The sequence below is a fragment of the Streptomyces sp. GD-15H genome, from assembly GCF_045291515.1.
Lineage (GTDB): Bacteria > Actinomycetota > Actinomycetes > Streptomycetales > Streptomycetaceae > Streptomyces.
In genome coordinates, this window is record NZ_CP149447.1 from 7,464,904 (window position 1) to 7,490,732 (window position 25,829).

Below are 25,829 nucleotides of genomic sequence, written 5' to 3' on the forward strand. Positions count from 1 at the left end.
CCCCGACGGGCGCACCCGGACGGGGCCGCCCGGGTGACCGCCGCCGCTGGTCAGGCCGCCCGGAAGGTGCGCAGGCGGAGGGAGTTGCCGACGACGAAGACCGAGGAGAAGGCCATCGCCGCACCCGCGATCATCGGGTTGAGCAGGCCGGCCGCGGCGAGTGGCAGCGCGGCGACGTTGTAGGCGAAGGCCCAGAACAGGTTGGACCGGATCGTGCCGAGAGTGCGGCGGGCCAGCCGGATCGCGTCCGCCGCGGCCCGCAGGTCGCCCCGGACGAGGGTCAGGTCGCCGGCCTCGATGGCCGCGTCCGTGCCGGTGCCCATGGCCAGTCCGAGGTCGGCCTGGGCCAGCGCGGCGGCGTCGTTGACTCCGTCGCCGACCATCGCGACCGAACGGCCTTCCGCCTGAAGGCGCTTGACGACATCGACCTTGTCCTGCGGCAGCACCTCGGCGATGACGTCCTCCGGCGCGATCCCGACCTCGCGGGCGACGGTCCGGGCCACCGCCTCGTTGTCGCCGGTCAGCAGGACGGGCCTGAGGCCGAGCGCGCGCAGCCGGCGTACGGCCTCGGGGCTGGTCTCCTTCACGGCGTCGGCGATCTCCAGCACCGCGCGCGCCTCGCCGTCCCACGCCACCGCGACGGCGGTGCGTCCGGCCGCCTGGGCCGCCTCCCGGACCCGCGCCAGCTCCGCCGGCAGCTCCATTTCCCACCGCGTCAGCAGTTGTTCCCGGCCGACGAGCACCGCGTGACCGTCCACGACACCCTGGACGCCGAGTCCGGGGACGTTGGCGAAGTCCTCCGGGGTGGGCAGCGTGCCCAGCTTCTCCAGGGCGCCGTCGGCGACCGCACGGGCGATCGGGTGCTCGGAGGAGTGCTCCAGCGCGCCTGCCAGCCTCAGCACTTCGGCCTCGTCGGTGCCTTCGGCCGGGTGCACGGCCAGCAGGGTCATCCGGCCGGTGGTGACCGTGCCGGTCTTGTCGAGCACCACGGTGTCGACGCGTCGGGTGGACTCCAGAACCTCCGGGCCCTTGATGAGGATGCCGAGCTGAGCGCCGCGCCCGGTGCCGACCATCAGCGCGGTCGGGGTGGCGAGGCCGAGGGCGCACGGGCAGGCGATGATCAGTACGGCCACGGAGGCGGTGAACGCGGCGGTCAGCCCGGCGCCGTGGCCCAGCCAGAAGCCCAGCGTGCCCAGGGCCAGCGCGATCACGATCGGCACGAAGACCGCGGAGATCCGGTCCGCGAGCCGCTGCGCCGCGGCCTTCCCGTTCTGCGCGTCCTCCACCATCTTCGCCATCCGGGCGAGCTGGGTGTCGGCGCCGACCCGGGTGGCCTCCACGACGAGACGCCCGCCCGCGTTGAGCGTGGCCCCGGTGACCGCGTCCCCGGTGGCCACTTCCACCGGCACGGACTCGCCGGTGAGCATGGAGACGTCCACCGCCGAGGTGCCCTCGACGACGGTCCCGTCGGTCGCGATCTTCTCGCCGGGACGCACCAGGAAACGGTCACCGACCGTCAACTCATCGACCGGAACCGTCTCTTCGCGCCCGTCGGGCCGGAGTACGGTGACGTCCTTCGCACCCAGTTCCATCAGCGCCCGCAGCGCCGCGCCCGCCTTCCGCTTGGCGCGCGCCTCGAAGTACCGCCCGGCCAGGATGAACGCGGTGACACCCGCGGCGGCCTCCAGATACGATGTTCCCGGCGCCGTCCGAACGGGCGATGGTCAGTTCGAAGGGGTGGGTCATGCCCGGGGTGCCGGCGGTGCCGAAGAAGAGTGCCCACAGCGACCACAGGAACGCCGCCGAGGTGCCGACCGAGATCAACGTGTCCATGGTGGCCGCACCGTGCCGCGCGTTGGTGAACGCCGCCCGGTGGAAGGGCCACGCCGCGTACGTCACGACCGGTGCCGCGAGCGTCAGGGACAGCCACTGCCAGTACTCGAACTGCAGGGCCGGGATCATCGCCATCGCGACGACGGGCACCGACAGCACCACGGCCGTGATCAACCGCTCCCACAGTGACCGGAGTTCGTCGGAGGGTCCGGGGGAGTCGGGGGCGGCGGGCTCGTCCCGGCGCGCGGGCGGCGCGGGCTCCCGTGCCGTGTACCCGGTGGCCTCGACGGTGGCGATCAGGTCCTGGACGGTGACCTCGCCGTCGTGCGACACCCTGGCCTTCTCGGTGGCGTAGTTGACCGTGGCGGTGACCCCGTCCATCCGGTTGAGCTTCTTCTCGACCCGCGCGGCGCAGGAGGCGCAGGTCATCCCGCCGATGACCAGCTCCACCTCTCCCTGGGTTCCGGCCTCGGTCTCGGTGCCGGCTGTACGGACGGTCATGGGCGCTCCTCGTGACGAGGGCCGGCCGGGGCATGCCCGGCGGCCGATCGCAGTATACGGGTCGGGGGTATCTCCTCCCGCACCCAAGGTATACCCCCCACCCGTATGCGATTCAAGGGTCGCCCGGTCTTGACTGAATACCCCCCAGGGGTATGGTGAGGTGTGTGGATGCCGACCCGGACCCGGGCCGGACGTGCTGTTCCGAGGAGACGGTCATGCATACCGGACTGAAAATCACCGCATTCGCCGCAGCCCTGGCCGCGACCTTCGGTACGGCCTACGGCGTCGGTCAGGCACTGGACCCGGTCGTCGCGGACAGGGCACCCGCACCCGCACATGACGAGAAGCACACCCCCGTGTCACCCGCGCCGCGCGCGGACGACGGCCATACCGGGCACCAGGCCGCTCCGGCGGGCGGGCTGCGGGTCTCCGCGAGCGGCTACACCCTCGACCTGAGGACCCCGCGCGTCGAGGCCGGTCGGCCCACCGACCTGCGCTTCACGATCCGCGACGACACCGGCCGGGCGGTCACCGAGTACCGGCCCGAACACGAGAAGGAGCTCCATCTCGTCGTGGCCTCGCGCGATCTCCTCACCTACCGCCATCTGCACCCCACGCGCGCCGCCGACGGCACCTGGAGCACCCCGGTCGACCTGCCGAAAGCCGGCGGCTACCGGGTCTTCGCCGACTTCACCCCGGCCCGAAAGGGCGCCGAGAACCTCACCCTCGGAGCGGACCTCGCCGCCTCCGGCGCGTACCGGCCGCAGCAGTTGCCCGAACCCCGCGGTACGGCCCGCGTCGACGGCTATGAGGTCCGGTTGCACGGGGCGCTGCGGCCCGGCCGCGGGACCGAACTGCGCCTGACCGTCTCCCGTGACGGCAAGCCGGTCACCGACCTCCAGCCCTACCTCGGCGCCTACGGCCATCTGGTGGCCCTGCGCTCCGGAGACCTCGCCTACCTGCACGTCCATCCGAACGGCGAACCCGGCGACGGCAGCACCGACCCCGGCCCGACGGTCTCGTTCACGGCCACGGCACCCAGCAGCGGCAGCTACCGGCTGTTCCTGGACTTCAAGCACGACGGAGTCGTCCGCACCGCGGCGTTCACGGTCCGGGCCGGAACACAGCCCGGCACGTTGGAACACCCGCACGCCGACGACGCCGACGACGGCGGCGAGAGCGCGGGCCACGACCACTGAGGCTCAGCCCAGGGCGCGGTCCAGATTGAACGCGGCGCTGATCAGTGAGAGATGCGTGAACGCCTGCGGGAAGTTGCCCCGCTGCTCCCCGGTGTGGCCGATCTCCTCGGCGTACAGGCCCAGGTGGTTGGCGTACGTCAGCATCTTCTCGAAGGCGAGGCTCGCCTCGTCGAGCCGCCCGGCCCGGGTCAGCGCCTCGACGTACCAGAACGAGCAGATGGAGAACGTGCCCTTGTCGCCGCGCAGGCCGTCCGGGCTCGCCTGCGGGTCGTACCGGTAGACCAGCGAGTCCGACACCAGATCCTCGGTGAGGGAGTCGAGCGTGGAAAGCCACTTCGGGTCGGTCGGCGCGATGAACTTCGTCAGCGGCATCATCAGCACCGCCGCGTCCAGCACGTCGCCGTCCTCGTGCTGCACGAAGGCCCGGCGCCCGTCGGACCAGCCATGACTCATGATCCGCCGGTAGACGGTGTCGCGGCAGGCCTGCCAGTGGGGAAGGTCGGCGGGCAGTCCGCGCCGGTGGGCCATGCGGATGCCCCGCTCGATCGCCACCCAGCACATCAGCCGCGAATAGAGGAACTTCCTGCGCCCGCCGCGCGTCTCCCAGATGCCCTCGTCGGGCTGGTCCCAGTGCGCGCACACCCAGTCCACCAGCGCGCACACGTGGTCCCACTGTTCGCTGGAGACCGGTTCGGCCCACTTGTCGTACAGGTAGATGGAGTCGATCAGCGCCCCGTAGATGTCGAGCTGCAACTGGTCGGCCGCCGCGTTGCCGACCCGCACCGGTGCCGAACCCCGGTACCCCTCCAGATGGCCGAGTGCGCGCTCGGACAGGTCGGTACGGCCGTCGATGCCGTACATGATCTGCAGGGGGCCGGAGGGGTGGTCGGCGCCGGGGCTGATGTGCCGGGACACGAACCCCATGAACGCCTTGGCCTCCTCGGAGAAGCCCAGCCGCAGCAGCGCGTACACGCAGAAGGCCGCGTCCCGCACCCACACGTACCGGTAGTCCCAGTTGCGTTCCCCGCCGAGTTCCTCCGGCAGGCTCGTCGTGGGCGCCGCCACGATGGCTCCGGTGGGCGCGTAGGTGAGCAGCTTCAGGGTGAGGGCGGAGCGGTGCACCATCTCCCGCCACCGGCCGCGGTAGCGCGAGGAGGACAGCCAGCGCCGCCAGTACCGCACCGTCGCGCCGAACTGCTCCTCCGCCTCCCGGTGCGCGCAGTGGCGGGGGGCCACCTCGCCGCCGACCCGGTCCAGGGAGAACACCGCGGTCTCGCCCTCCGCCAGCTTGAAGTCGGCCCGCGCGTCGGAGCCGTCGGCCTCCAGCGGAGCGGTCGAGGTGAGCGCGAGGGACAGTGTCTCGGACTCGAACACCGCCAGGTCGCCGGCCACCCGCAGGGTGTGTGGCCGGGTGCCGTACTCGAACCGCGGAGCCGCCCGCATCCGGAACGGGAGGGCCCCGCGCACGCACAGCACCCGCCGGATCAGCCGGTGCCGGCCCTCCTCGGCCGGCTCTCCGGTGACCGGCATGAAGTCCTGCACCTCACCCACGCCGTCCTCGGTGAAGAACCTGGTGATCAGGACATTGGTGTCGGGGAAGTAGAACTGCTTGGTGCGCGCCGGCACGGCCGCCGTCAGCTCGAAGGAGCCCCCGCGCTCGGCGTCCAGGATCGCGGCGAAGACACTCGGCGCGTCGAAGTCCGGGCAGCAGTACCAGTCGATGGTGCCGTCGGTCGCCACCAGCGCCACGCTGCGCAGATCGCCGATCAGCCCGTGATCGGCGATCTGCGCGTACCGCTGCCCGCCGGACGTTTCCCGCCCCCTCGCCGTCCCGTCCATCGCAGCCTCCCTGGCCCGCCGGTACGTGCCGCCCTTGCTGCCAGCTTAGGCAGGCCCGGCCGGGCGGCCCGCGGCAGCGGTTCACGCCACGACGACGCGCAGCCCCGCCTCCTCGAACCGGCGCACCGTCTCCGGGGCCGCCGCCGCGTCCGTGACCAGAGTGTCCACCGACTCGGCCGAACAGATCCGGGCGAAGGCCCGCCGGCCCAGCTCGCTGGAATCGGCCGCCACGATCACCCGCTCGGCCCGCTCGCACAGCAGCCGGTTGATCGCCGCCTCCGCCTCGTCGTGCGCCGCCGCGCCGTGTGCGACGTCGAAGGCGACGACACCGAGCACCGCCACGTCGAGCGTGATCTGCTCCAGGACCCCGTCCGCGAGCGGCCCGACCAGCTCGTACGACTGGGCCCGCGCCACACCGCCCGTCACCACGATCTTGAACTGCGGGCGCACGGCGAGTTCATTGGCGATGTTGAGCGCGTTGGTCACCACCGTCAGCGCGGGCGACCCGGATGCGAGATCACCGCGTACCGCCAGCGCACGCGCCACCTCCGTGGTGGTGGTGCCGCCGGTCAGCCCGACCGCCTCGCCCGGTGCGAGGAGACCCGCCACCGCCTTGGCGACCCGCTGCTTCTCGGAGGCGCGGCGAGCGGTCTTGTAGCGCAGCGGCAGCTCGTACGACACCCCGTGCGCCACCGCACCGCCCCGGGTGCGCACCAGCATCTGCTGCCCGGCGAGGGTGTCGAAGTCCCGGCGGATCGTCGCGGCCGACACCTCGAGCGCGGCGGCGGCCTCGTCCACGTCCAACCGGCCCCGCTCGACGAGCAGTTCCAGCAGCGCCTGCCAGCGGGCGTCCCGCGACATCCGCCCTCCCGTCGTGCGGTCCCTGCCGTCTTTCGGCCTCCGGCGACCCTAGCGCCTGCCCGGCGGATCACGCCGGAGACGCGGGGTCCGGCACGCCCTCCCCAAGCTCTTCGAGCATGGGGCCCAGCGGCGTTGTCGTCGCTCGCCGAATTCCCACGCTCACCCGCGGTGATGAGGCGCCGTCGATTCTCTGCGACCTGATCCGCCGGACAGGCCCTGGCGCACCTGCTGATCTCTGCCCGAATGCTTGATTGTGCTCGAAACTCCGCTCTATCTTGCAACAACAATCATCGAGAAGGGTGGGGGCGGACATGACGCATGTCGAGGACGAACTGACGAGTCAGCCCGAGTGCTGGACGCGGGCCGCGACGCAGGCGGCCGAGCACACCCGGGCCCTCCCGGCACCGGGGAAGCGGGTCGCGGTCGTCGGCTGCGGCACCTCGTACTTCATGGCACAGGCGGTGGCGGCCCTGCGCGAGGGAGCGGGCCAGGGCGAGACGGACGCCTTCGCCGCCTCGGAGTTCCCGCACGGGCGTGCCTACGACCATGTCGTCGCCCTCACCCGCTCCGGTACCACCACCGAAGTCCTGGACCTGCTCGACCGGTTGAAAGGCAGCATCCGCACCACCGCGCTCACCGCCGACCCGGACACCGCCGTGACGACATCGGCGGAGGAGACCGTCGTACTCGACTACGCGGACGAACGCTCCGTCGTGCAGACGCGGTTCGCGACCACGGCCCTCACCCTGCTCCGCGCCCACCTCGGCCTGCACACCGACACGGTCGTCGAGGACGCGCGAACCGCCCTCGCGCGGCCGCTGCCCGAAGGGCTCCTGCACTGCACCCAGTTCACCTTCCTCGGCCGCGGCTGGACCGTGGGCCTCGCCAACGAGGCGGGTCTGAAGATGCGGGAGGCCGCACTGGCGTGGACGGAGGCCTACCCGGCCATGGAGTACCGGCACGGCCCCATCAGTGTCACCACGCGCGGTACGGCGACCTGGATGCTGGGCGACGCACCGGACGGCCTGGCCGGACAGGTGCGGGACACCGGCGGGTTGTGGATCCAGGGCGCCCTCGACCCACTGGCCGAACTCGTCCGCGCCCAGCGCCTCGCCGTCGCCGTCGCCGAGGCCCGTGGACTCGACCCCGACCGCCCCCGCCACCTCACCCGCTCAGTCGTTCTCGAGCCCTGACCCCGCCGGAAGGACCGGAAAGGACCGGACGTGCCCCTCACCACCACCGGCGAACTCGTCGACCGCGCCGCCGCGGCAGGCTCCGCCGTCGCCTCGTTCAACGTCATCACGCTCGAACACGTCGAAGCCGTCATCGCCGGGGCCGAGTCGGTGAACGCCCCCGTGGTCCTCCAGGTCAGCGAGAACGCGGTCAAGTTCCGCTACGGCCGTCTGCTGCCGCTCGCCCGCGCCGCCGTCGCCGCCGCCGAACGGGCCGCCGTTCCCGTCGCGTTGCACCTCGACCACGTCCAGAGCGACGCCCTGCTGCGCCAGGCCCCGGACGCCGGCTTCGGCTCCGTGATGTACGACGCGGCCCGGCTGCCCTACGCCGAGAACCTCGCCGCGACCCGGGCGGCCGTCGACTGGGCGCATGCCCGGGGCCTGTGGATCGAGGCGGAACTGGGGGAGATCGGCGGCAAGGGCGGAATGCCGCCGCTGGACGCCCACGCGCCCGGCGCCCGCACCGACCCCGACCAGGCCCGCGCCTTCGTCGCCGACTCCGGCGTGGACGCCCTGGCCGTCGCCGTCGGCACCAGCCATGCCATGACCACCCGCACCGCCGCCCTCGACCACGCCCTCCTCGAACGCCTCTCCGCCACCCTGGACGTCCCCCTCGTCCTGCACGGCTCCTCGGGCCTCCCGGACACCGAACTCACCGCGGCCGTCGGATCGGGCATTGCCAAGGTGAACATCGGCACCGCCCTGAACGTCGCCATGACCGGCGCCATCAGGGACTTCCTCGCCGCCCACCCCGAAGCTGTCGACTCCCGCGGCTACCTGACCGTGGGACGGGAAGCGATGACCCGCGCGGTGGCGGACATCATCGTGACGCTCACCCCTCACTGACGCGGGCCGCCAAGGGAGCTGCGGCGCTAACGTTTCACGGACTTCAGGACGACGAACTTCGGGTCGCTCGCCACCACTTCGCTGTTCCCGAAGAGCCGCCGCAGCTTCACGTGGTAGCCCAGATGGCGGTTGCCGACGACCCACAGCTCACCACCCGGGCGCAGGGTGCGCCTCGCGCCGGTGAACATGCGCCAGGCGGTCGCTTCGCTGGTCGCCTGGTGGGAGTGGAACGGCGGATTGTTGAGCACCAGGTCGACGCTGCCGTCCGGCACGCCCGCCAGGCCGTCGCCGACCCGGAACTCGGCATGCCCCGGTACGCCGTTGGCCCGGTACGTGGCCTCCGCGGACGCCACCGCCTGGAACGACTCGTCGACGAACAGCACCTCGGTCCGCGGGCCGGCCAGCGCCACCGCCGTACCGACGACACCGTTGCCGCACCCGAGGTCCACCACCCGGAGCCCTGCCCGCCCGGCCGGCAGATGCTTCAGGAGGAACCGGGTGCCGATGTCGAGCCGGTCGGCGCAGAAGACCCCCGCGTGGTTGACGACGGTCCGGCCCGAAATCGCGCCGACGCCCTCGGGCAGCGCGTAGCTGTACGGCCAGGGACTGGGGGGCCGGACCAGGGCCGGGTCCGGGGCGCAGAAGATGAGCCGCGCCTTCTTCTCGGCGAGGGAGGTCCGGGTGGGGCCGATGATCCGCTCGAAGAGGTTCAGTGTCGAGGTGTGGATCTCCTTCACCATGCCGGTCCCGACGACGACCGTGCCCTCGTGCACCCTGGGCGCCAGACGCAGCAACTGGTCCTCCAGCAGCGCCAGACTCTTCGGCACCCGCACCAGCAGCACATCGATCCGGCCCGGCGGCGGGTCCTGCGTGGTGAGCAGCCGGACCGTGCCCGGCTCGACACCGGCGCGTGCCAGGTTCACGCGGGTCGCCTCCTGCCCGAGCCAGGAGTCGGTGATCTGGGTCGGTCGGTGCGCGGCGAGCGCCGTGACCAGCGCCCCCCAACGGTCCCCGACGACCACGACCGTGCCGTCCAGCGGGATCGGCTCCCGGTCGAGATGCCCGAGGAGGTACTCGTCGGAGGCGTCCCAGGCGCGCAGCCTGTCGCGGGGGTCCTCGGGGAAGCGGGCCAGCACCGGCGCGCCCCACGGAGTCGTCATACGGTCGTTCATCGTGCGACCAGGCTAGCGGAGCCCGGAGCCGCAGCTCAGACCGTGTCGAGCAGGATGGAGGACAGGGACGCCGAGCTGTTCCCCGGGCCCGTGCCGAGGCCGCGCCCGGCGCGGTGCGCGTACCGGACCGGCTGGACGTGCCGGCGCAGCGCACACTGCTCGACGCGTGCCGATGGGGGTCCCCCCGGTCGAGCACAGTCGAGACCGGGGGAGGGCGCGTCCACCCGCCGGACTGCGCACGGTCCGCACCCCCGGCGGCGGCACGATGACCGGCCGCCTGGTGCGCCGCGGAGGGCACTGCTCCCCGTACGGCTACGCGCGCACCGTCGTCGACGGCGACGGCGCCCCGGTGAAGCCCTTCCCCGACGACTCGGCGAACTGGCCGCCGCGCGGTGACCGACGCGCTCGGAGTGGCGGCGGGAGCCGCGTACGACGTCGCCCTCGTCAACTTCTACGACGGCGACGTCCGCATGGGCATGGACCGCGACAGCGACGAGGAGAGCGACGCGCCCGTGGTGTTGCTCAGTCTCGGCGACAGCTGCGTCTTCCGCTTCGGCAGCCCCCCTGAAAACGCCGCCCCGGACCCGCCCTTACACCGACGTCGAGCTGCGCAGCGGTGACCTCTTCGTCTTCCGCGGGCCGTCACGGCTCGCGTACCGCGGGGTCCCCCGCGTGCACGCGGGTACGGTACCACCGGAGTGGGGACTGGCCGGGCGGCTGAACATCACACTCCGGGTCAGCGGCCGGTAACCCGCCGCCGTTTCGGACCATGGGAGACTCGCCCTCATGAGCGGGAAGGCGGACCCCGGCCGGCGGGGGAAGGGACCACCTCGAGGACGCGGCTGGACCGGGGGCGCGGAGCGCTCGGACCCGCGTTGGAGCTCGTGCACACCGGACGTGCGCCGACCCGCGCGGTGCTCACCGCGGAACTGGGTGTGACGCGGGCTACGGCCGGCGCCGTCGCCGCCGAACTGGAGGCGCTCGGCCTGATCCGGGTGGACGCCCGGCCCGGCGCGGCGGCCGGTTCGCAGGGCCGGCCCTCGCACCGGCTCTCGATCGCCGAGGACGGCCCGGTGGCACTGGCCGCACAGGTGCACGCCGACGGGTTCCGGGCCGCCCTCGTCGGCCTCGGCGGCCGGATCGTCGCCACCGCGCCCGGCAGCGAGGTCATCGACGCCGACCCGGCGAAGGTGCTCGGCTCCGTCGTCGCGGCGGGCGCCGAACTGCTCCGCGAGACCGGGCGCCGGTGCGTCGGAGCGGGGCTCTCCGTGCCGTCCGCGGTGGCCGAACCCGAGGGGCTGGCATTCAGCCCGCTGCGCCTCGCCTGGCCCGCGGGCGCCCCGGTGCGGGAGATCTTCGCCGAGCAGGTGCACGCCGCCGGTCTCCACGGACCCGCCTTCGCGGCGAACGACGTCAACCTCGTCGCCCTCGCCGAGTACCGGCACGGCGCCGGGCGCGGCTCGCGCGACCTGCTGTGCGTGGCCACCGGCCACCGGGGCGTCGGCGGCGCGCTGGTGCTCGACGGCCGTCTGCACACCGGCAGTTCCGGTCTCGCCCTGGAGGTCGGCCACCTCGCCGTCAACCCCGGGGGCCGTCCTTGCTACTGCGGCAGCCGGGGATGCCTGGACGTGGAGGCGGACCCGCTGGCCTTCCTCACCGCGGCCGGACGCGAACCCGGCCCCGAGATGTCCCTCCTCAAACAGGCCGACACACTGATCCGCGAGCACTACGACGACCCGGCCGTCCGCGCCGCCGTCGCCACCCTCGTCGACCGACTGGGGCTGGGCCTCGCCGGCCTGGTGAACATCCTCAACCCGGACCGGATCATCCTCGGCGGCCTGCACGGCACCCTCCTGGACGCCGATCCGGACCGGCTGCGCGCCGTCGTCGCCGACCGCAGCCTGTGGGGCCGCAGCGGCGGCGTTCCGATCCTGGCCTGCGCCCTGGACCACAACAGCCTGGTCGGCGCCGCCGAACTGGCGTGGCAGCCGGTCCTCGACGATCCGCTGGGAACCCTGGCTTAGCCTCGATCCACCGACGTAGTCTGAAGTTGATCTTCTGGTGGGTCTCCGGGCCGGTGGCTGGGTGCGGGCAGGTGGTATCCGCTGGTCTGCCCAGCATTTCCACGGTTCGGTTCCGGTCGGGCCCTTGCGGACGGGGCGGACAGGGACTGTTCGTATCAGCCAGGCCCGTGGGCGGTGGAGAACAGGTGTGTCCAGGCGGGCTGCCAGGGCCAGTTGTGCGGCAGGTGCAGGGTGATGCGGCGGGCGGAGCGGGCGATCCGGGCCGGAACGTGGACCAGGTGGGTACGGATCGTGGCGGTGGTGGCCCTGGCGTGGAACGCGGAGGCCAAGGAACCGGTGGCCCGCAGCAGGTTGTAGGTCATCGCCCACAGGGTGAGCCAGGCGGCGTTGGCATGGAAGTGCCCGGACGGCAGGTGGGCCAGTGCCCCGGCCTTGCTGTCCGCGATGACCTGCTCGATGACCGCGTGGTGGCGGTGTTCCCGCTCGGCCTGGAGGGTTTGTGCGGGCTGGTCGGTGAAGAAGGGGTGGTAGCGCCATACGGGAAACAACTCGCCCTGCGCACCCACGACGGCGGGTTTGGCCAGGTCACGGACCCGACGCACGATCAGCCGCGCGGTGACCCGCTCCGCTTTCCTGCGGCCGGCGAACGCGGTGTAGGCGGGTATCTCGGCGACCTCGGCGTCCGAGATGAGGTCACCGGTCTCGGGATCGGGCACCGCGGTCGGGTACGTGATCGGCTGCCAGGCCTGGTCGGGGATGCCGAGGACGGCCCGCTTGACGGAGGGGTTCATGCCGGTGGTGATCGAGAAGTGGGCGCCGGCCCGGCGGCAGGCGGCGATCACCCCGGCGTTGTAGAACTGCGAGTCCGCGCGCAGGATCCGGGTGCCGGTGCAGCCCGCCTCGACGGCGGTGGCCAGGGCCTCACTGACGAACTTCGGGGCCCCACGGGAATCGGCCGCCTTGCCCCGGCGCATCCGCACTCCGGCGATCACCGGCCGGGAATGCGGGGTGCAGACCGTGGCGAGCAGGGGGTGCAGGGTGCGGATGCCCCTGAACCGGCCGTACTCGGCGCCCTGCTTGGCCCGGCCGTAGACCCGCTTGTGGGTGGAGTCGACGTCGATGAACGCCTTCTCGCCGGAGCCGGGAAGCAGCGGGGTGTGCGCGGCCAGTTGACCGAGGAACCTGCGGTGCACGGCGTGGAGTTGGAGGGCGTGACCGTGGGTGAACGCGCGCAGGAACGTGCCCAGCGTGGACGGCGCACGGACCCCTTGGAACAGGGCCGGCAGCGCGCCGTGCCGCAGGGTGTGGAGGTCGTCAATGCTGTTCGCACCGGCGGCCATGCCGGCCACGATGCTGCTGACCTTGGCGTCCGCCGCGGCACCCGCCCCGTTCTTCGCCCCGGTCAGCTTCACCCTCTCCGCCACCAGCCGCGACAGCCCGCACCGCTCGGCCAGCCGCAGCACCGGAACCAGCCCGGCCTGCGCGACCAGGTTCGGGTCATCGAACGCAGCGGAGACCGCCGCTGGGGTATGGGAAACTTGCATCTCGGAAGTGCCTTGCCGATCGTGCGTACTGGAAGCCTCAAGAACTCCCATCATCGCAGGTCACAAGGCACTTCCTCGTTTCTCGAAGAGTCATCCACAGCCATCAGGTCGGTGGATTCAGGCTTAGGGCCTGTCCGGCGGATCAGGTCGGAGGAAACCGACGGTGTCCGTCCGACTGGGGGAGCGGGGTCTGGTGCATGCGGCTGCAAGGCGGAGGAGGGAACCGACGCGAGGGGGTCCCTCCCGCGCAGGGGGTTCTCCCGCTCGAGCGAAGCCGCGCGTGGGGGAGAAGCCGAGCGTGGGGGAGTCGGCGAGTGACGACAACGCCGCTGGGGCCCCTGCCCGAAGGAAGAGCTTGGGGAGGGCGTGCCGGACCCCGCGCCTCCGGCATGATCCGCCGGACAGGGCCTGACGGGCCGACCGGCCGGCAGGCGGATGCCTGAGCCGACAGGCGGAAGCACGGCCGGCCACCGCACAATGACGCACGGGACACTGATCCGCGAAGCACGGACGACAGTGCGCACCGACCGGGGACGGGACACTCGGCCCCGGACCCCGGAGCATCGGGGGGCTGCCCGCCGAAGACGGACCGATCGACCGACCCGCAGAAAGCCGAGGCCATGACCGACCAGCTCACCGTGACCGTCCTGGCACCGGCATCATGGGCGCCGCGATGGCCCGCAACCTCGCCCGTGCCGGCCACACCGTCCGTGTCTGGAACCGCACCCGCGCCAAGGCCGATCCGCTCGCCGCCGACGGCGCGCACGTCGCCGGCACCCCCGCCGAGGCGGTCGAGTCCGCCGATGTCGTTCTGACCATGCTGTACGACGGTCCCGCCACACTGGAGACGATGCGGCTGGCCGCACCCGCTCTGCGGCGCGACACGGTCTGGGCGCAGTCCACCACCGCCGGTCTCGAGGGTGTCGCCGAGCTGGCCGACTTCGCGCGCGAACACGGTCTGCTCTTCTACGACGCCCCGGTGCTGGGTACCCGGCAGCCGGCCGAGGCCGGACAGCTGACCGTGCTCGCCGCCGGACCGGCCGAGGGCAGGACCAAGGTGACTCCGGTATTCGACGCCGTCGGCGTCCGCACCGTGTGGACCGGCGAGGACGGGGCGGCCGGCAGCGCGACCCGGCTCAAACTCGTGGCCAACAGCTGGGTCCTCGCGGCCACCTCCGCCGTGGGGGAGACCCTCGCCCTGGCCGAGGCGCTGGACGTCGACCCCGACGGCTTCTTCGACCTCATCGCAGGCGGTCCGCTCGACATGGGCTATCTGCGCGCCAAGGCGCGACTGATCCTGGACGGGCCGCTGACCCCGGCCCAGTTCGCCGTGACCACCGCCGCCAAGGACGCCCGTCTGATCGTCCGGGCCGGCGAACAGCACGGCGTCCGTCTGGACGTGGCCGCAGCCGGCGCCGAGCGTCTGGAACGCGCCGCGGCCCGGGGCCACGCTGATGAGGACATGGCCGCCGCCTATTACGCCAGTTTCGACGAGCCCACCCCCCTGAGCACCCGAAGCGTCTGGGGAACCGTTCGACGACCCACCGAGGAGTCCGTAGTGTCCAAGCCCCCGTTGCCTTCCGAGGCGGACGACCTGCTGAGCCGCCCCAACCCCTGCGTCATGGCCACCCTCCGCTCCGACGGCACACCCGTCTCCACTCCCACCTGGTACGTGTGGGAGGACGGCCGCGCGCTGATCAGCCTGGACGAGGGCAGGGTCCGCCTGAAGCACCTGCGCCGCGACCCGCGCGTCACCCTCACCGTGCTGGCCGAGAACGACTGGTACACCCATGTCACCCTCATCGGCCGCGTCGTCGAGCTGAAGGACGACGAGGGTCTGGCCGACATCGACCGCCTCTCCCGGCACTACACCGGCAATCCGTACCCAAACCGGGCCCGGGCCCGGGTCAGCGCCTGGATCGAGGTCGACCGCTGGCACGGCTGGGGCGCGATGAAGGACAGCGACCAGTCGGCCACCTGAACCCCGGTGTCCCGCAGGAGCGGAACGGGCTCGGCCCGGCTCACCACCGGCGTCCTCGGATGCAGCCGGCGCCGGCGGGCGCGGGCCGCCGCGCCCGCCGGCGGCGGACGGGAGCAGGCGCCGTCGTCCCCTGCACTCCCCGTGGGGTACGCGCAGTGCCGCTGGTCGTACGACGACCTGGCACCCCCTCGGGGACGACTCACGGAGGTGACGCGTCACCACGACGCGACAGCGCATCCGAGGAGTTGAACGATCGTGCAGACCCTGGCGCACTTCGGCGACGGCGGACCCGGCCCGTGGATCCTGCTCTTTCCCCTGGTCTGGGCTCTGGTCGTCGGCGGCGGCATCACACTGCTGCGCCGCACAGTACGGTGGGACGCCGCGGCCCCGGTTCCGGCCGATCCGCCGTGGCGGACGATTCGCCCATCAAGGTGCTCGGCCACCGCTTCGCCTCCGGCGAGATCGACGAGGACGAGTACTGGCGGCGGCTGTCCGTCCTGGACGAGGAGTTCGGCCGGCACGGCAAGGGCGGTGCGGCATGACCACCAGAGTCACCGCCCGGTCAGCCGGCCACGGCGGACCGGGCGGGTTCCGGTTCGGGCCGGTGGCCCTCGACGGAGTGCTCGACGAGCGGGATCTCCGCGAACCGGTGTGCGGCAGGCTCGACGGAGGTGATCCTCGGGCACCGGTCCCAGTCCGCGACGGGAGTCGTGCACGGCGGCGGCAGCGTGAACCACACGACCTTGCCGGACCCGCCGTCCGGCAGCGCGCCCCAGCTCTCGCTCATCGCGGCCACCATGGCCAGCCCCCGCCCACAGGTGGCGAGCGGACCGGCGTCCTCCATGACCGGCAGCCGCGGGTCGCGGTCGCGCACCGAGACCCTGAGCCGGTCGAGCAGCACTTCCAGCTCGACCGTGCAGGTCTTGTCGGGCTGGGCGTGCCGGTGGACGTTGGACAACAACTCCGTCACACCGAGCGAGGCCCGGTCTATCAAGGTGTCCATATGCCAGTAGCGCAATTGCGCAGATACGATTCTGCGGACCTGGCCGATCCGCGACGGCAAAGCCTGGAGCTCCACCGTGCAGTGTCTGCTTGGGTGAGTGATCACAGCTGCGACTCCCCGGTGTCAGGTCCGGACGGACGTCCGGAAGAACACGGAGTACGGATCCAGCAGGGTGCCCGCGTGACATGGCCGCCTGCTGTCGTGGCCGGCGGGCTGGTTCGCAGCGTTATCGCCGGTAAACCCAGAGTGACGTGACAACAGAGTGACGCAGGGCCTGAAGTGGCGCAACTCACGGGCATCTCAGGCGCCGCGGCCCGACGCCCGGCGTACGGCTTCGATGAAGCGGCGGGCCGCGGGCGGCCCCGGCTCACCCGGCGCCGGGTCGTGGTCGCCCAGCGTCAGCAGGTACCGATGGCCGTTGAGGTCGGCCAGGGCGCGGTCCTCGGGTGCGAACCAGGGCCGGGAGGCGCGTACGGCCTGCACCGGCGCGCTGTCGATCTCGGTACCGTGGCTGGTGAGCAACTCGAGCCTGCCGTCGCTGATCCGGACCTGCCCGGCCCGGGTGAGCGACCGCAGCCGCCTGCCGATCCGCACGCCCCTGGCCGTGAACTCCGGCTCGGTCATGCCACCCGCCCCCTTGTGCGCGTCGGTGTACCGGACCGTGCTCCGCGGCCGGCTCATGTCCAGATCCAGTGTGCCCCCGTCCGGGACCCTGCTCCGCCGGTGCAGTCTGCCCGCCTCCGTCGCCGAGCACCAGGGCACGCGCCCCCGTTCCCCGAGGTGTCCGAAGCACTCGCGCGAATGCGCCCCCACCGCCGTGCCCCGGGCGCCCCCACGAGGGGGCCGAGACGTGGCCCCAGGGTTGCCTTTGAGCCGCCCAAAGAGACGTTTATGCAGGTGAGAGGCGGCCCTTGAGTGCTTATGATCGGTGTGTCGGCCGCGCGGGACGCCGTCGCCGCTCAGCGTAAGGAGCCCTGTCGTGAGCACCCCCCAACAGCCCCCGAGCGGCGCCACCCTCGATGTCGACCACAGTGACCCCGGCTACCGCGACTGGCTGAAAGAGGCCGTGCGCAGGGTGCAGGCCGACGCCAACCGGTCGGCCGACACCCACCTGCTGCGCTTCCCGCTGCCCGAGCGGTGGAACGTCCACCTTTACCTCAAGGACGAGTCGACCCACCCGACCGGCAGCCTGAAGCACCGGCTCGCCCGCTCCCTCTTCCTCTACGGACTGTGCAATGGCTGGATCCGTCCGGGCCACCCGGTGATCGAGGCGTCCAGCGGTTCGACCGCCGTGTCGGAGGCCTACTTCGCGAAGCTGATCGGCGTGCCCTTCATCGCCGTCATGCCACGCACGACGAGCGCCGAGAAGTGCCGCCTCATCGAGTTCCACGGCGGCCGGTGCCACTTCGTGGACGACCCGCGCACGATGTACGAGGCGTCGTCCGCCCTCGCGGCGGAGACCGGCGGCCACTACATGGACCAGTTCACCTACGCCGAACGGGCCACGGACTGGCGGGGAAACAACAACATCGCCGAATCCATCTTCCGTCAAATGGAGTTGGAGCCGTTTTCGGTACCCGAGTGGATCGTCGCCACGGCCGGCACCGGCGGCACCTCGGCGACCCTCGCGCGCTATGTCCACTACATGCAGTACGACACCCGCGTCTGTGTCGCCGATCCGGAGGACTCCTGCTTCTTCGAGGGCTGGAGCACCGGCGATCCGGACGTCACCTGCGACAGCGGTTCCCGTATCGAGGGCATCGGCCGGCCCCGGATGGAACCGAGCTTCGTGCCCGGCGCCATCGACCGGATGATGAAGGTGCCCGACGCGGCCGCCGTCGCCGCCGTACGGGCCCTGGATCGGGCCATCGGCCGCAAGGCGGGTGGCTCCACCGGCACCGGGCTGTGGAGCGCGCTGAAGATCGTCGCGGAGATGGTGGCCGAAGGGCGGCAGGGGAGTGTGGTGACGCTGCTCTGCGACCCGGGGGACCGCTACCTCGACAAGTACTACTCGGACGCGTGGCTGGCCGACCAGGGCCTGGACATCACCCCGTACACGGCGACGATCGAGACGCTGCTGCGCACCGGGGTCTGGCCGGACTGACGGCCCCCGGGCGGCCCGAGCACGGGGTCAGCCGTCCGCGGGATGCTCGGGCTCGCCCGCCACGACCAGGCGCCGCAGATGCTCGGAGACCTCGAGGCGGGCCTCGGCCGGCAGCCCGGAGTCCGTCACCAGCGTGTCCACCTGGTCCAGGGACGCGAACGAACTCAACCCCACCGTGCCCCACTTGGTGTGGTCGGCGACCACGACCACCTGCCGCGCCGACTGCACCAGACGCCGGTTGGTCTCGGCCTCCGCGAGGTTCGGCGTCGACAGCCCGGCCTCGACCGATATCCCGTGCACCCCCAGGAACAGCAGATCGAAGTGGAGCACCGCGATCGCCTGGTCGGCCACCGGCCCCACCAGCGAGTCGGACGGCGTGCGCACACCGCCGGTCAGCACGACGGTGGCCGCGCCCTGCCGGGGGCCCGAGGTGCGCTGCGCCGCGTGGAAGACGTCCGCCACCCGCACCGAGTTGGTGACCACCGTGAGGTCGGGCACCTCGAGCAGCTGGTTGGCCAGCGCGTACGTCGTCGTGCCGCCCGAGAGGGCGATCGCCGCACCCGGGGCGACCAGTTCGGCCGCCGCCCGCGCGATGTCGTCCTTCGCGCTCAGCTCCAGACCCGACTTGGCCTCGAAACCGGGTTCGTGCGTACTGGCCTCGACCAGCGGAACCGCGCCGCCGTGCACCTTCTCCAGGACGCCCTGCCGGGCCAGCGCGTCGAGGTCGCGGCGGACCGTCATGTCCGACACGCCGAGCTTGCGGGTCAGCTCGTTGACCCGGACTCCACCGCGGCGCCGGACCTCGTCGAGGATCAGGGTGCGCCGCTGCTCCGCGAGGAGGTTCTGATTCTCGCTCACGTACGCTCCGGTCCTTTCGCCGCCAAGCCGTCCGACACGTCGCACGCGCCCGGTCCGACTAGCACGTTCTTTCCGTCACCGGTGCGTCGGCGTCCCATCCTCGCATGCCGGGGCAAGGGCGGCGCACCCGGTTGTTCGTCGCGTACATGCCATAATTGTCCCGTGGGTTCATCCCGTGGGCTGCCCGACCGTCACCTGGAGCGGGGAGATTCCGTGAGAACAGGTGTGAGCCGCTCCGGCAGGGGAGATCCTGCCCGCACGGAAGGAACCGACGGCGTGTCACGGGGGAAGTGCGAAGCAGTGCAGCGTGCGCGGGAACACAGACCGACCGAGGGCGCCGGCGCCCCGGGCGAGCGGCCCGGGGAAGTCGGAACGGCCCTGGAACTCCTGGTCCACGGGGTGGGCGGCACCACCCCGGAGGAGATGCTGAACGATCCGCGCACGGTGCGGATCACGGGCGACGACGTCGCCGCCGTGTTCCGGCGCGCCGACGACGCCGACGCGGAGCGCCGGCCCGCCGACCGCCGGGACGGCCCGGTCCCCGAGGCGTACGTCTGGTGCAACCTCACCTCCGGCAACGGCACCCGCGCCCTGTGGCTGCTGCTGCTGCCCTTCATGGTGGTCAACCTCGCCCACTGGATGCGCCCGACGGCCCGGGGCCGCGGACGCCTCGTCCGGCTGTACGGACTGCTGGTGCGGCTGGCCGGACTGAGCCTGACGGTGCTGCTCGTCGCGGCCGCCTGCGAGGTCGCCCTGGACCTTGCGGCCTGGCAGTGCGCGGGCACGCACGCGTGCGCCGCGCGGCATTCCTGGCTCGGCTTCCTGTCACCCGAGGCCTCGGACGGCGGCTGGTGGAGCCAGCCGGGCCGCCGACTCGCCCTCGCCGCCCTGGTGCCCACAGCCCTGACCGGGCTGCTGTGGTACCTGTCCCTGCGTACCTGGAGCGCGTACGAGTCCCAGCAGCCGATGACCCACGAGAGCGAGCCCGAGGCCGACGGCGGCCCCACCGCCCTGGGCCGGCCCGGCTTCTGGTACGGCCGTCGCCTGGTTGCCCGGCTGCGCGCCGCACACACCGCCGCCGGACTGCTCACCGTCGCCGCCGCGGTCGGCAGCGCGGCCGCCCGCCACGACCGTGCTCCCGGTGGCCCCGCGGCGCTGGGTGTCCTCGGCCCGCTCCTCGAAGCGGCGCTGTTCGCCGGCGCGGCCGTCGTGGTGTGGGTGGTCTGCCGCCGCGGACGCACCGACCGCCGTCTGGACGGCGAACTCGACACACGCGTGGTGCGCCTGCTGCCCCTCGCCGCGCTCGCCCTGCTCCTCCTGACCCTGGTGTACGCCGGATGGCAGCGCCCCGGCTGGGAGTCGGCGGGCCGGCTGTCCGCCGACGCGACCTTCGGCACGATCGTCCTCGCCCAGGGCCTCCTCGTGATCGTGCTCGCCGGAGTCGCCCACGTCCTGCACCGAAGCATCCCCGACCGGCGTGCCGCCATGCGGGGCCTGGCCGGACCCGCGGTCGCGATGCTGGCCTGCGCACTGGGCGGCGTGATGTCCGGCGGCGTGGCCCAGCGGGTCTCCGACTGGCTGGACGGCACCGGGGCGTCGATTCCCGGACCACCGGTGGTGCTCACCTGGCAGGCGTCCGTGATCCCGCCGCTGCTCGTCCTGCTGCTGGGGCTCTGCGGCTGGCTGGCCCGGCAGGCCTGGCGCATCGCCCGCGACGAGCGCGTCACCGTGGCACACGAGTTCCCGGACGAGACCGGAGACCCCGCCCGTACCCGGCGGATCGCCTACGCCCGCGCCATGGCCACCCTCACCGACCGGGCCCCCCGCATCGTCGCCGTCACCTCCGCCGCGACCCTGCTGCTGGGCGCGGGCGCCCTCGTCGGCGCCCTGACCACGGCCCGAACGCCCGGCCAGGCCGCGCAGGGCACCTACGCCGTGGTGCACGGCGCAGCCGAGACGGCGCAGGCACTGGGCTCCTGGCTGATCGGACTCGGCTTCATCCTGTTCGTCACCTGGGGCCGGCGCGCCTACAAGGACGCCTCCGCGCGGCGCACGGTCGGCATCCTGTGGGACGTCGGCACCTTCTGGCCGCGCGCCGCCCATCCCTTCGCCCCACCCTGCTACGCCGAACGGGCGGTGCCGGACCTGACCTGGCGGATCGAGACCTGGACGCGGTCGACCGGCGGACGGCTGGTGCTCTCCGGACACTCCCAGGGCAGCGTCCTCGCCGCCGCCGCGGCCTGGCAGCTCACACCCGCCACCCGCAACCGCGTCGCACTGCTCACCTACGGGTCCCCGCTGGAACGGCTCTACGGCCGCTGGTTCCCGGCCCACTTCGGACCCGCCGCGCTCGGCGCCCTGCGTCAGGAGGTCGACTGCTGGCGCAACCTCCACCGGCTCACCGACCCCATCGGCGGCCCGATGCGGCTGCCCGGCGACTGCGGCCCCGAGGTGGACCGCCCTCCGCTGGGGGACCCCCTGGCGTACGGCCGCACCGAGGCCCACCCGCTGCCCGCGCCGATCCTCGGCCACTCCGACTACCAGGCGGACCCGGCCTTCGCCGAGGAACGCCGACGGCTGCTGGCCCGGCTGCGGCCGGACGTCCCGGCACCACGGCACACGGAAGAACCCGACGACGGCGTCCGCAGCGGCTCCGGCGCGCCCACCGCGTGAGGCGCGCGGCGCGCGGCGGCGGGATCAGGGCAGCTCGGGCAGGTCGTCGGCGTAGAGCAGGGTCAGGTCGTCCGTACTCGGCTCCGGCAGCTGGGCGACCCGGCTCGCGTGCCGCTCCACCATCGCCTCGAACGTCTGCCGCGCGGTGCGGCCGTTACCGAACGCGGGGCCCTTGGGGATCTCCGCGAAGTACTTCAGCAGTCCCTCCGAGGCACCCGCCGCCAGCCGGTACTCGTGTTCCTCGGCCTGCTGCTCCACGATGCGCAGCAGCTCCTCGGGCCCGTAGTCGCCGAAGGTGATGGTTCGTGAGAAACGGGACGCCACACCCGGGTTGACGGACAGGAACCGCTCCATCTCCGCCGTGTACCCCGCGACGATCACCACGACCGCGTCCCGATGATCCTCCATCAGCTTCACCAGCGTGTCGATGGCCTCCTTGCCGAAGTCCCGCCCGGAGTCCTCGGGGGAGAGCGCGTACGCCTCGTCGATGAACAGCACACCGCCGCGTGCCTTCTCGAACGCCTCCTGGGTGCGGATCGCCGTGGAACCGATGTGCTCGCCGACCAGATCGACCCGGGAGACCTCGACCAGATGACCCTTCTCCAACACGTCGAGGGAGGCGAGGATCTCGCCGTACAGGCGGGCGACCGTGGTCTTGCCGGTGCCGGGGGAGCCCGTGAACACCAGATGGCGCTTGACGGAGGCCGCCTTCAGCCCGGCCTGCTGCCAGCGCTGGCCCACCTCGATCATGTCGGTGAGGGCCCGCACCTCCCGTTTGACACTCTCCAGGCCCACCAGCGCGTCGAGTTCACCGAGCACGGTCTTCGACGGTCGCAGCTCCTTCTCCGGTTCAACGGCGGGGGCGGGCGGCGCCTGTCCGGCACGGGGCCCGGGAACGGCGCCCAGCAGACCGGGGAGGGGGGCACGGTCTGCACGGCCGGCTCCGGTGCCGCCGGTGACGCGAGGTGGCCGCTCTCGTCACTGGTGCAGTCCTCCACCACGGGACCACCCGCGCCGGCCGCTCCGCCGCTCTCGGCGAACTCGTAGCCACCGCGCGCGCAGCGCTCCGTGCGGCACTTCCGCAGCGTCGTACGGCTGCCGTCTATCACGTGGAAGCCGTACCCGCCGCTGCCCGTGACCCGGCAGCCCAGGAAGCTGCCGCGGCCACCGGCCGAGACATAGACACCGGCCTCGGCCGGGGAGCCGATGGTGCAGCGCTCGACGGTCGGATCGGCGCCCTTGGTGACGATCACGCCGGTCTGCATGCCGTCCAGGGTGCAGTTGCTGAGGGTGCCGCCACTGCCGTGGTCCCGGAACCAGGCCCCCGTGGCCGCCTCCCGGATCCGGCAGTCGTCGAGTTGCGCGGTGGCGCCGTCACTCACCGACACCGCGGTGTTGCGCACCTGCGACAGGTCGCTGTCGACCACGTCCGCGCGTGAACCGCGGTCGAGGACGAACAGGGCGTCCGGTACGTCGTGCACCCGGCAGGAGTCCAGTACGACGGTCGCGCCGTCACTCACCCACACCGCCGGATAGTCGCCGGTGCTGTCGAAGATCTCGCACTGGTTGACGTCCGCGCGGGTGCCCGGGTCCCACACCGACAGGCCGTTGCGGCCGAACTGCCGCACCGTGGTGCGGGTCATGGTGAGGACGGAGCGGGAACGCAGATCGACCGCGTTCTCCGGGATGTCGTGGATACGGCAGTCGGCCAGCGTCAGTACCGCGTCGGTGTCGAGAGTGACACCGTCGCCGGTGGTGCGGTGCACATCGCAGTCGGTGAGGTGCGCGGTCGCCCGGCCGGTCACCTGGACACCGCTGCCCCGCACCTCGTAGACCTCGCAACCCACCGCCTCCAGCGCCGAGTTCTCCCCGGTAGCGGTGAGTCCCGAGCCGGCCGCGTGGTGCACGCGGCAGCGCTCGAGCCGAGGGTGCGCGCCCCCGCGCACCGCGACGCCCGCCTGCCCGGCGGCGACGACCTCGCACTCCTCGAACACCCCTCCCCCGCCGTCGAGTACGGCGATGCCGACCCCCGCCGGGTTGTCGACCGTGCAGTGGCGGACCGTCGGCCGGGCGCTGCCGCGCACCTCTATGCCGACAGCCGACCGGGTGACCACCCGTACGTCCCGCAGTTCCGGGGCGCCCTCCTCTATCAGCAGGGCCGGCGCCGCGGAGTCCTGTCCCTCCACATGCAGGTCCTGGACCACCGCCGACGCGCGTACGGTCAGCGGGACCCCGTCCACGGGGGCGATGCGCACCGAGCCGGGCGAGCCCTCGGGGCCGCGCAGGGTCACCGCCCGCCCCACGACGAGGTTCTCCCGGTAGGTTCCGGGAGCGACGGTGAGGATGTCGCCCTCGGCCGCGGCCTCCAGGGCGGCGGCGAGCGACGCGTACTCGCCTGTGCGGCGCCGCCATCGCGATGTGCCGGTGTGCGTCACCTGGACCGTGCCCTGTGCCATGGCGTAGCTGTGCCCCCACCTTGTTGTACGCGGGTTTGTCGTCGAATGCTTCGGCCGGACCACCGTAGCGTGCGCACGGCTGCCGCATTCACCGGAGGCACGGGCCGTCAGCTTCCGGTGCCGGTCCTGCCCCAGTCGGGGCCCGCCCTCTCCCAGGCCTGGTCCAGGCGGACGTACCGGTGGTGGACCATGCGCCGGACGATCAGCCGTCTGACGCCCTCGATCAGAAAAGCCGTCAGCAGGGTCACACCGAAGCCGGCGAGCACGGCGTGCGTCGTCGCCGTCGCCGTGTCCATCGGCCGTGCTGTGATGCGGCCCTCGGCGTTGGTCCACAGGGAAAGCGGTCGTCCGGCCGCGGGTCCTTCAGGCGCGTCGACACCGGGCCGCTGCGCTCGGTGCCGTCAAAGGCGGTCCAGCGGGCGAGGACCCGGATGCGCAGATCCCCGCGGGAGGAGGCCTCCGGGTCGACGGCCGGCGGGGAGGGATCCAACTTGCGTACCACCGTGGCCCGCACCTGATGCCGGGCCTCGTGCTGTGCGCGCACGGAACGCTGGAGGACCTCCTCGGTGGCGCCCCCGACGAGGAACCCGGCGACCGGAGAGGCCAGGACGGCGAGCAGCAGCGCCACGAGCGCCACCCAGCCCTCGGCCAGATCGGTCGGGCGGCACAGCGGGTTGTGCCGCCAGTGCCGAAGTCCCCTGATCGCCCGCACCGGCCGCACCGCCTTCCCGCTTCCATGATTCCCGCTTCCGGGATAACCCCCGGCGGAGCCGTTCGTCCGAGGTTCCGTGGAAGAGAGAGGGACATCACCCTTCGCCCTCGGGTGCGGCCCACGCACGGGATCGGCCGGCGGGGAGGTCAGACGAGGACCGTGACCTGATCGCCGACCCGGATCGTGCCGGGGGAGAGGGGGACCAGGTTCTGCCCGAACACCAGCTTGTCGCCGAACCGGCGGTGCCGGCCGAGCGAGTGCAGGGGCTCCCGGCCGCGCTCGGCGGTGCGCTGGTCGGTGGTCGTCACCACGCACCGTCCGCTGGGCTTGGCGACACGGAAGGCGACCTCACCGACGGCGATGCGCGTCCAGGTGTCCTCGGCCCAGGCGGTGGTGCCCTCGACCACGAGGTTCGGCCGGAAGCGGCTCATGGGCAGGGGCCCCTCGCCCGCGTGGCCGCCCTCGGCGACGAGGACGTTGAGGGCGTCGAGGGACGCGGTGGTGGTGAGCAGCAGGGGGTAGCCGTCGGCGAGGCTGACGGTCTCGCCCGGCAGCGCGAACTCGGGATCGACCGGCCGCCGCGTGGCCGGGGCGTCCAGGTGCACCAGGCGTAGGCCGATGCCGAGGAAGGCGCTGCACCAGGCGTGCACGGCGCCGTCGGCGGCCGGGACCACCTCGACCTCGTCGCGGAAGAGCTGCACCCGCTCGGTGCGACCCGGTGGGGGACGGGCACCGTGACGGGGTCCGCTCCGGGCGCGGACAGCCGGAGACCGCCGCCGGGCAGGAGGTCGGCGGCGGCCAGGGCGAGGCGTGGATGCCTGCGCTGTGTGACGACCCTCCTCCCGTCGTCGATCAGCATCCAGCGCCGGTCCCCGGCCGGTCCCCAGGGCTCCACGGCGACCTCCCGGAGGGACAGGCTCCGGAAGGCCTTGACCGGATGTATGTGAATCGAGTGCAGCAGCGCTTTCCCCATGGAGTCATCGTGCCAGCC

At 72.6% G+C, this 25,829-nt stretch carries 12 protein-coding genes and 9 pseudogenes; 10 read left to right on the top strand and 11 right to left on the bottom strand.

Annotated features, from left to right (window positions below; genetic code table 11):
* Positions 1-50: 50 nt before the first annotated feature.
* Positions 51-2,334, bottom strand: a pseudogene (locus WJ438_RS35305) (heavy metal translocating P-type ATPase).
* A 215-nt stretch (positions 2,335-2,549) separates the two neighbouring features.
* On the opposite strand from WJ438_RS35305, the gene WJ438_RS35310 reads away from it, so the two are divergent.
* Positions 2,550-3,533, top strand: coding sequence for a hypothetical protein (locus WJ438_RS35310; protein ID WP_406728807.1), 984 nt, complete (start codon positions 2,550-2,552; stop codon positions 3,531-3,533).
* 3 nt (positions 3,534-3,536) lie between these two features.
* Here WJ438_RS35310 and WJ438_RS35315 read toward each other — a convergent pair whose 3' ends face one another.
* The gene (locus tag WJ438_RS35315; RefSeq protein WP_406728808.1) at positions 3,537-5,372 is read right to left on the bottom strand and encodes a glycoside hydrolase family 15 protein; all 1,836 of its coding nucleotides are present in this window, start codon (positions 5,370-5,372) and stop codon (positions 3,537-3,539) included.
* Between the two features lie 81 nt (positions 5,373-5,453).
* Positions 5,454-6,233, bottom strand: a complete 780-nt coding sequence (locus WJ438_RS35320; RefSeq protein ID WP_406728809.1) for a DeoR/GlpR family DNA-binding transcription regulator — start codon at positions 6,231-6,233, stop codon at positions 5,454-5,456.
* 311 nt (positions 6,234-6,544) lie between these two features.
* On the opposite strand from WJ438_RS35320, the gene WJ438_RS35325 reads away from it, so the two are divergent.
* Complete coding sequence (locus tag WJ438_RS35325) at positions 6,545-7,426, top strand: SIS domain-containing protein (protein WP_406728810.1); 882 nt, start codon at positions 6,545-6,547, stop codon at positions 7,424-7,426.
* A 30-nt stretch (positions 7,427-7,456) separates the two neighbouring features.
* Entirely contained in the window at positions 7,457-8,311 is an 855-nt protein-coding gene (locus tag WJ438_RS35330; protein ID WP_406728811.1) for a ketose-bisphosphate aldolase, read from the top strand.
* A gap of 26 nt (positions 8,312-8,337) precedes the next feature.
* Here the strand turns inward: WJ438_RS35330 and WJ438_RS35335 are convergent, their stop codons facing one another.
* Positions 8,338-9,471, bottom strand: a complete 1,134-nt coding sequence (locus WJ438_RS35335; RefSeq protein WP_406729905.1) for a methyltransferase — start codon at positions 9,469-9,471, stop codon at positions 8,338-8,340.
* A gap of 125 nt (positions 9,472-9,596) precedes the next feature.
* Between WJ438_RS35335 and WJ438_RS35340 the strand changes: the two are divergent.
* Both WJ438_RS35340 and WJ438_RS35345 read left to right on the top strand, forming a co-directional pair.
* Positions 9,597-10,233, top strand: a pseudogene (locus WJ438_RS35340) (alpha-ketoglutarate-dependent dioxygenase AlkB).
* Positions 10,234-10,269: 36 nt separating this feature from the next.
* Positions 10,270-11,507, top strand: a pseudogene (locus WJ438_RS35345) (ROK family protein).
* A gap of 155 nt (positions 11,508-11,662) precedes the next feature.
* On the opposite strand, the gene WJ438_RS35350 reads toward WJ438_RS35345, so the two are convergent.
* A complete protein-coding gene (locus WJ438_RS35350; protein ID WP_406724285.1) occupies positions 11,663-13,051 on the bottom strand; it encodes an IS1380 family transposase in 1,389 nt (462 codons plus the stop codon).
* A gap of 620 nt (positions 13,052-13,671) precedes the next feature.
* Between WJ438_RS35350 and WJ438_RS35355 the strand changes: the two are divergent.
* The 3 pseudogenes from WJ438_RS35355 to WJ438_RS35365 all read left to right on the top strand — a co-directional run.
* Positions 13,672-14,546 (top strand): annotated as a pseudogene (locus WJ438_RS35355) (NAD(P)-dependent oxidoreductase); the annotation flags it as partial.
* A gap of 96 nt (positions 14,547-14,642) precedes the next feature.
* A pseudogene (locus tag WJ438_RS35360) lies at positions 14,643-15,032 on the top strand (PPOX class F420-dependent oxidoreductase); the annotation flags it as partial.
* A gap of 255 nt (positions 15,033-15,287) precedes the next feature.
* Positions 15,288-15,574, top strand: a pseudogene (locus tag WJ438_RS35365) (SHOCT domain-containing protein).
* Between the two features lie 20 nt (positions 15,575-15,594).
* Here the strand turns inward: WJ438_RS35365 and WJ438_RS35370 are convergent.
* Together WJ438_RS35370 and WJ438_RS35375 are read right to left on the bottom strand one after the other, a co-directional pair.
* A complete protein-coding gene (locus WJ438_RS35370; protein WP_406728812.1) occupies positions 15,595-16,140 on the bottom strand; it encodes an ATP-binding protein in 546 nt (181 codons plus the stop codon).
* A gap of 195 nt (positions 16,141-16,335) precedes the next feature.
* Complete coding sequence (locus WJ438_RS35375) at positions 16,336-16,659, bottom strand: hypothetical protein (protein WP_406729906.1); 324 nt, start codon at positions 16,657-16,659, stop codon at positions 16,336-16,338.
* Between the two features lie 355 nt (positions 16,660-17,014).
* On the opposite strand from WJ438_RS35375, the gene WJ438_RS35380 reads away from it, so the two are divergent.
* Positions 17,015-18,139, top strand: a complete 1,125-nt coding sequence (locus tag WJ438_RS35380) for a PLP-dependent cysteine synthase family protein (protein WP_406728813.1) — start codon at positions 17,015-17,017, stop codon at positions 18,137-18,139.
* 27 nt (positions 18,140-18,166) lie between these two features.
* On the opposite strand, the gene WJ438_RS35385 is transcribed toward WJ438_RS35380, so the two are convergent.
* Positions 18,167-18,997: a DeoR/GlpR family DNA-binding transcription regulator gene (locus WJ438_RS35385; RefSeq protein ID WP_406728814.1), complete on the bottom strand. Its 831-nt coding sequence runs from the start codon at positions 18,995-18,997 to the stop codon at positions 18,167-18,169.
* Between the two features lie 300 nt (positions 18,998-19,297).
* On the opposite strand from WJ438_RS35385, the gene WJ438_RS35390 reads away from it, so the two are divergent.
* Positions 19,298-21,670, top strand: a complete 2,373-nt coding sequence (locus WJ438_RS35390) for a hypothetical protein (protein ID WP_406729907.1) — start codon at positions 19,298-19,300, stop codon at positions 21,668-21,670.
* A gap of 24 nt (positions 21,671-21,694) precedes the next feature.
* On the opposite strand, the pseudogene WJ438_RS35395 reads toward WJ438_RS35390, so the two are convergent.
* From WJ438_RS35395 to WJ438_RS35405, 3 pseudogenes are all read right to left on the bottom strand, one after another.
* Positions 21,695-24,126, bottom strand: a pseudogene (locus tag WJ438_RS35395) (right-handed parallel beta-helix repeat-containing protein).
* A 107-nt stretch (positions 24,127-24,233) separates the two neighbouring features.
* Positions 24,234-24,838, bottom strand: a pseudogene (locus tag WJ438_RS35400) (hypothetical protein).
* Positions 24,839-24,984: 146 nt separating this feature from the next.
* A pseudogene (locus WJ438_RS35405) lies at positions 24,985-25,811 on the bottom strand (MOSC domain-containing protein).
* Positions 25,812-25,829 lie beyond the last annotated feature (18 nt).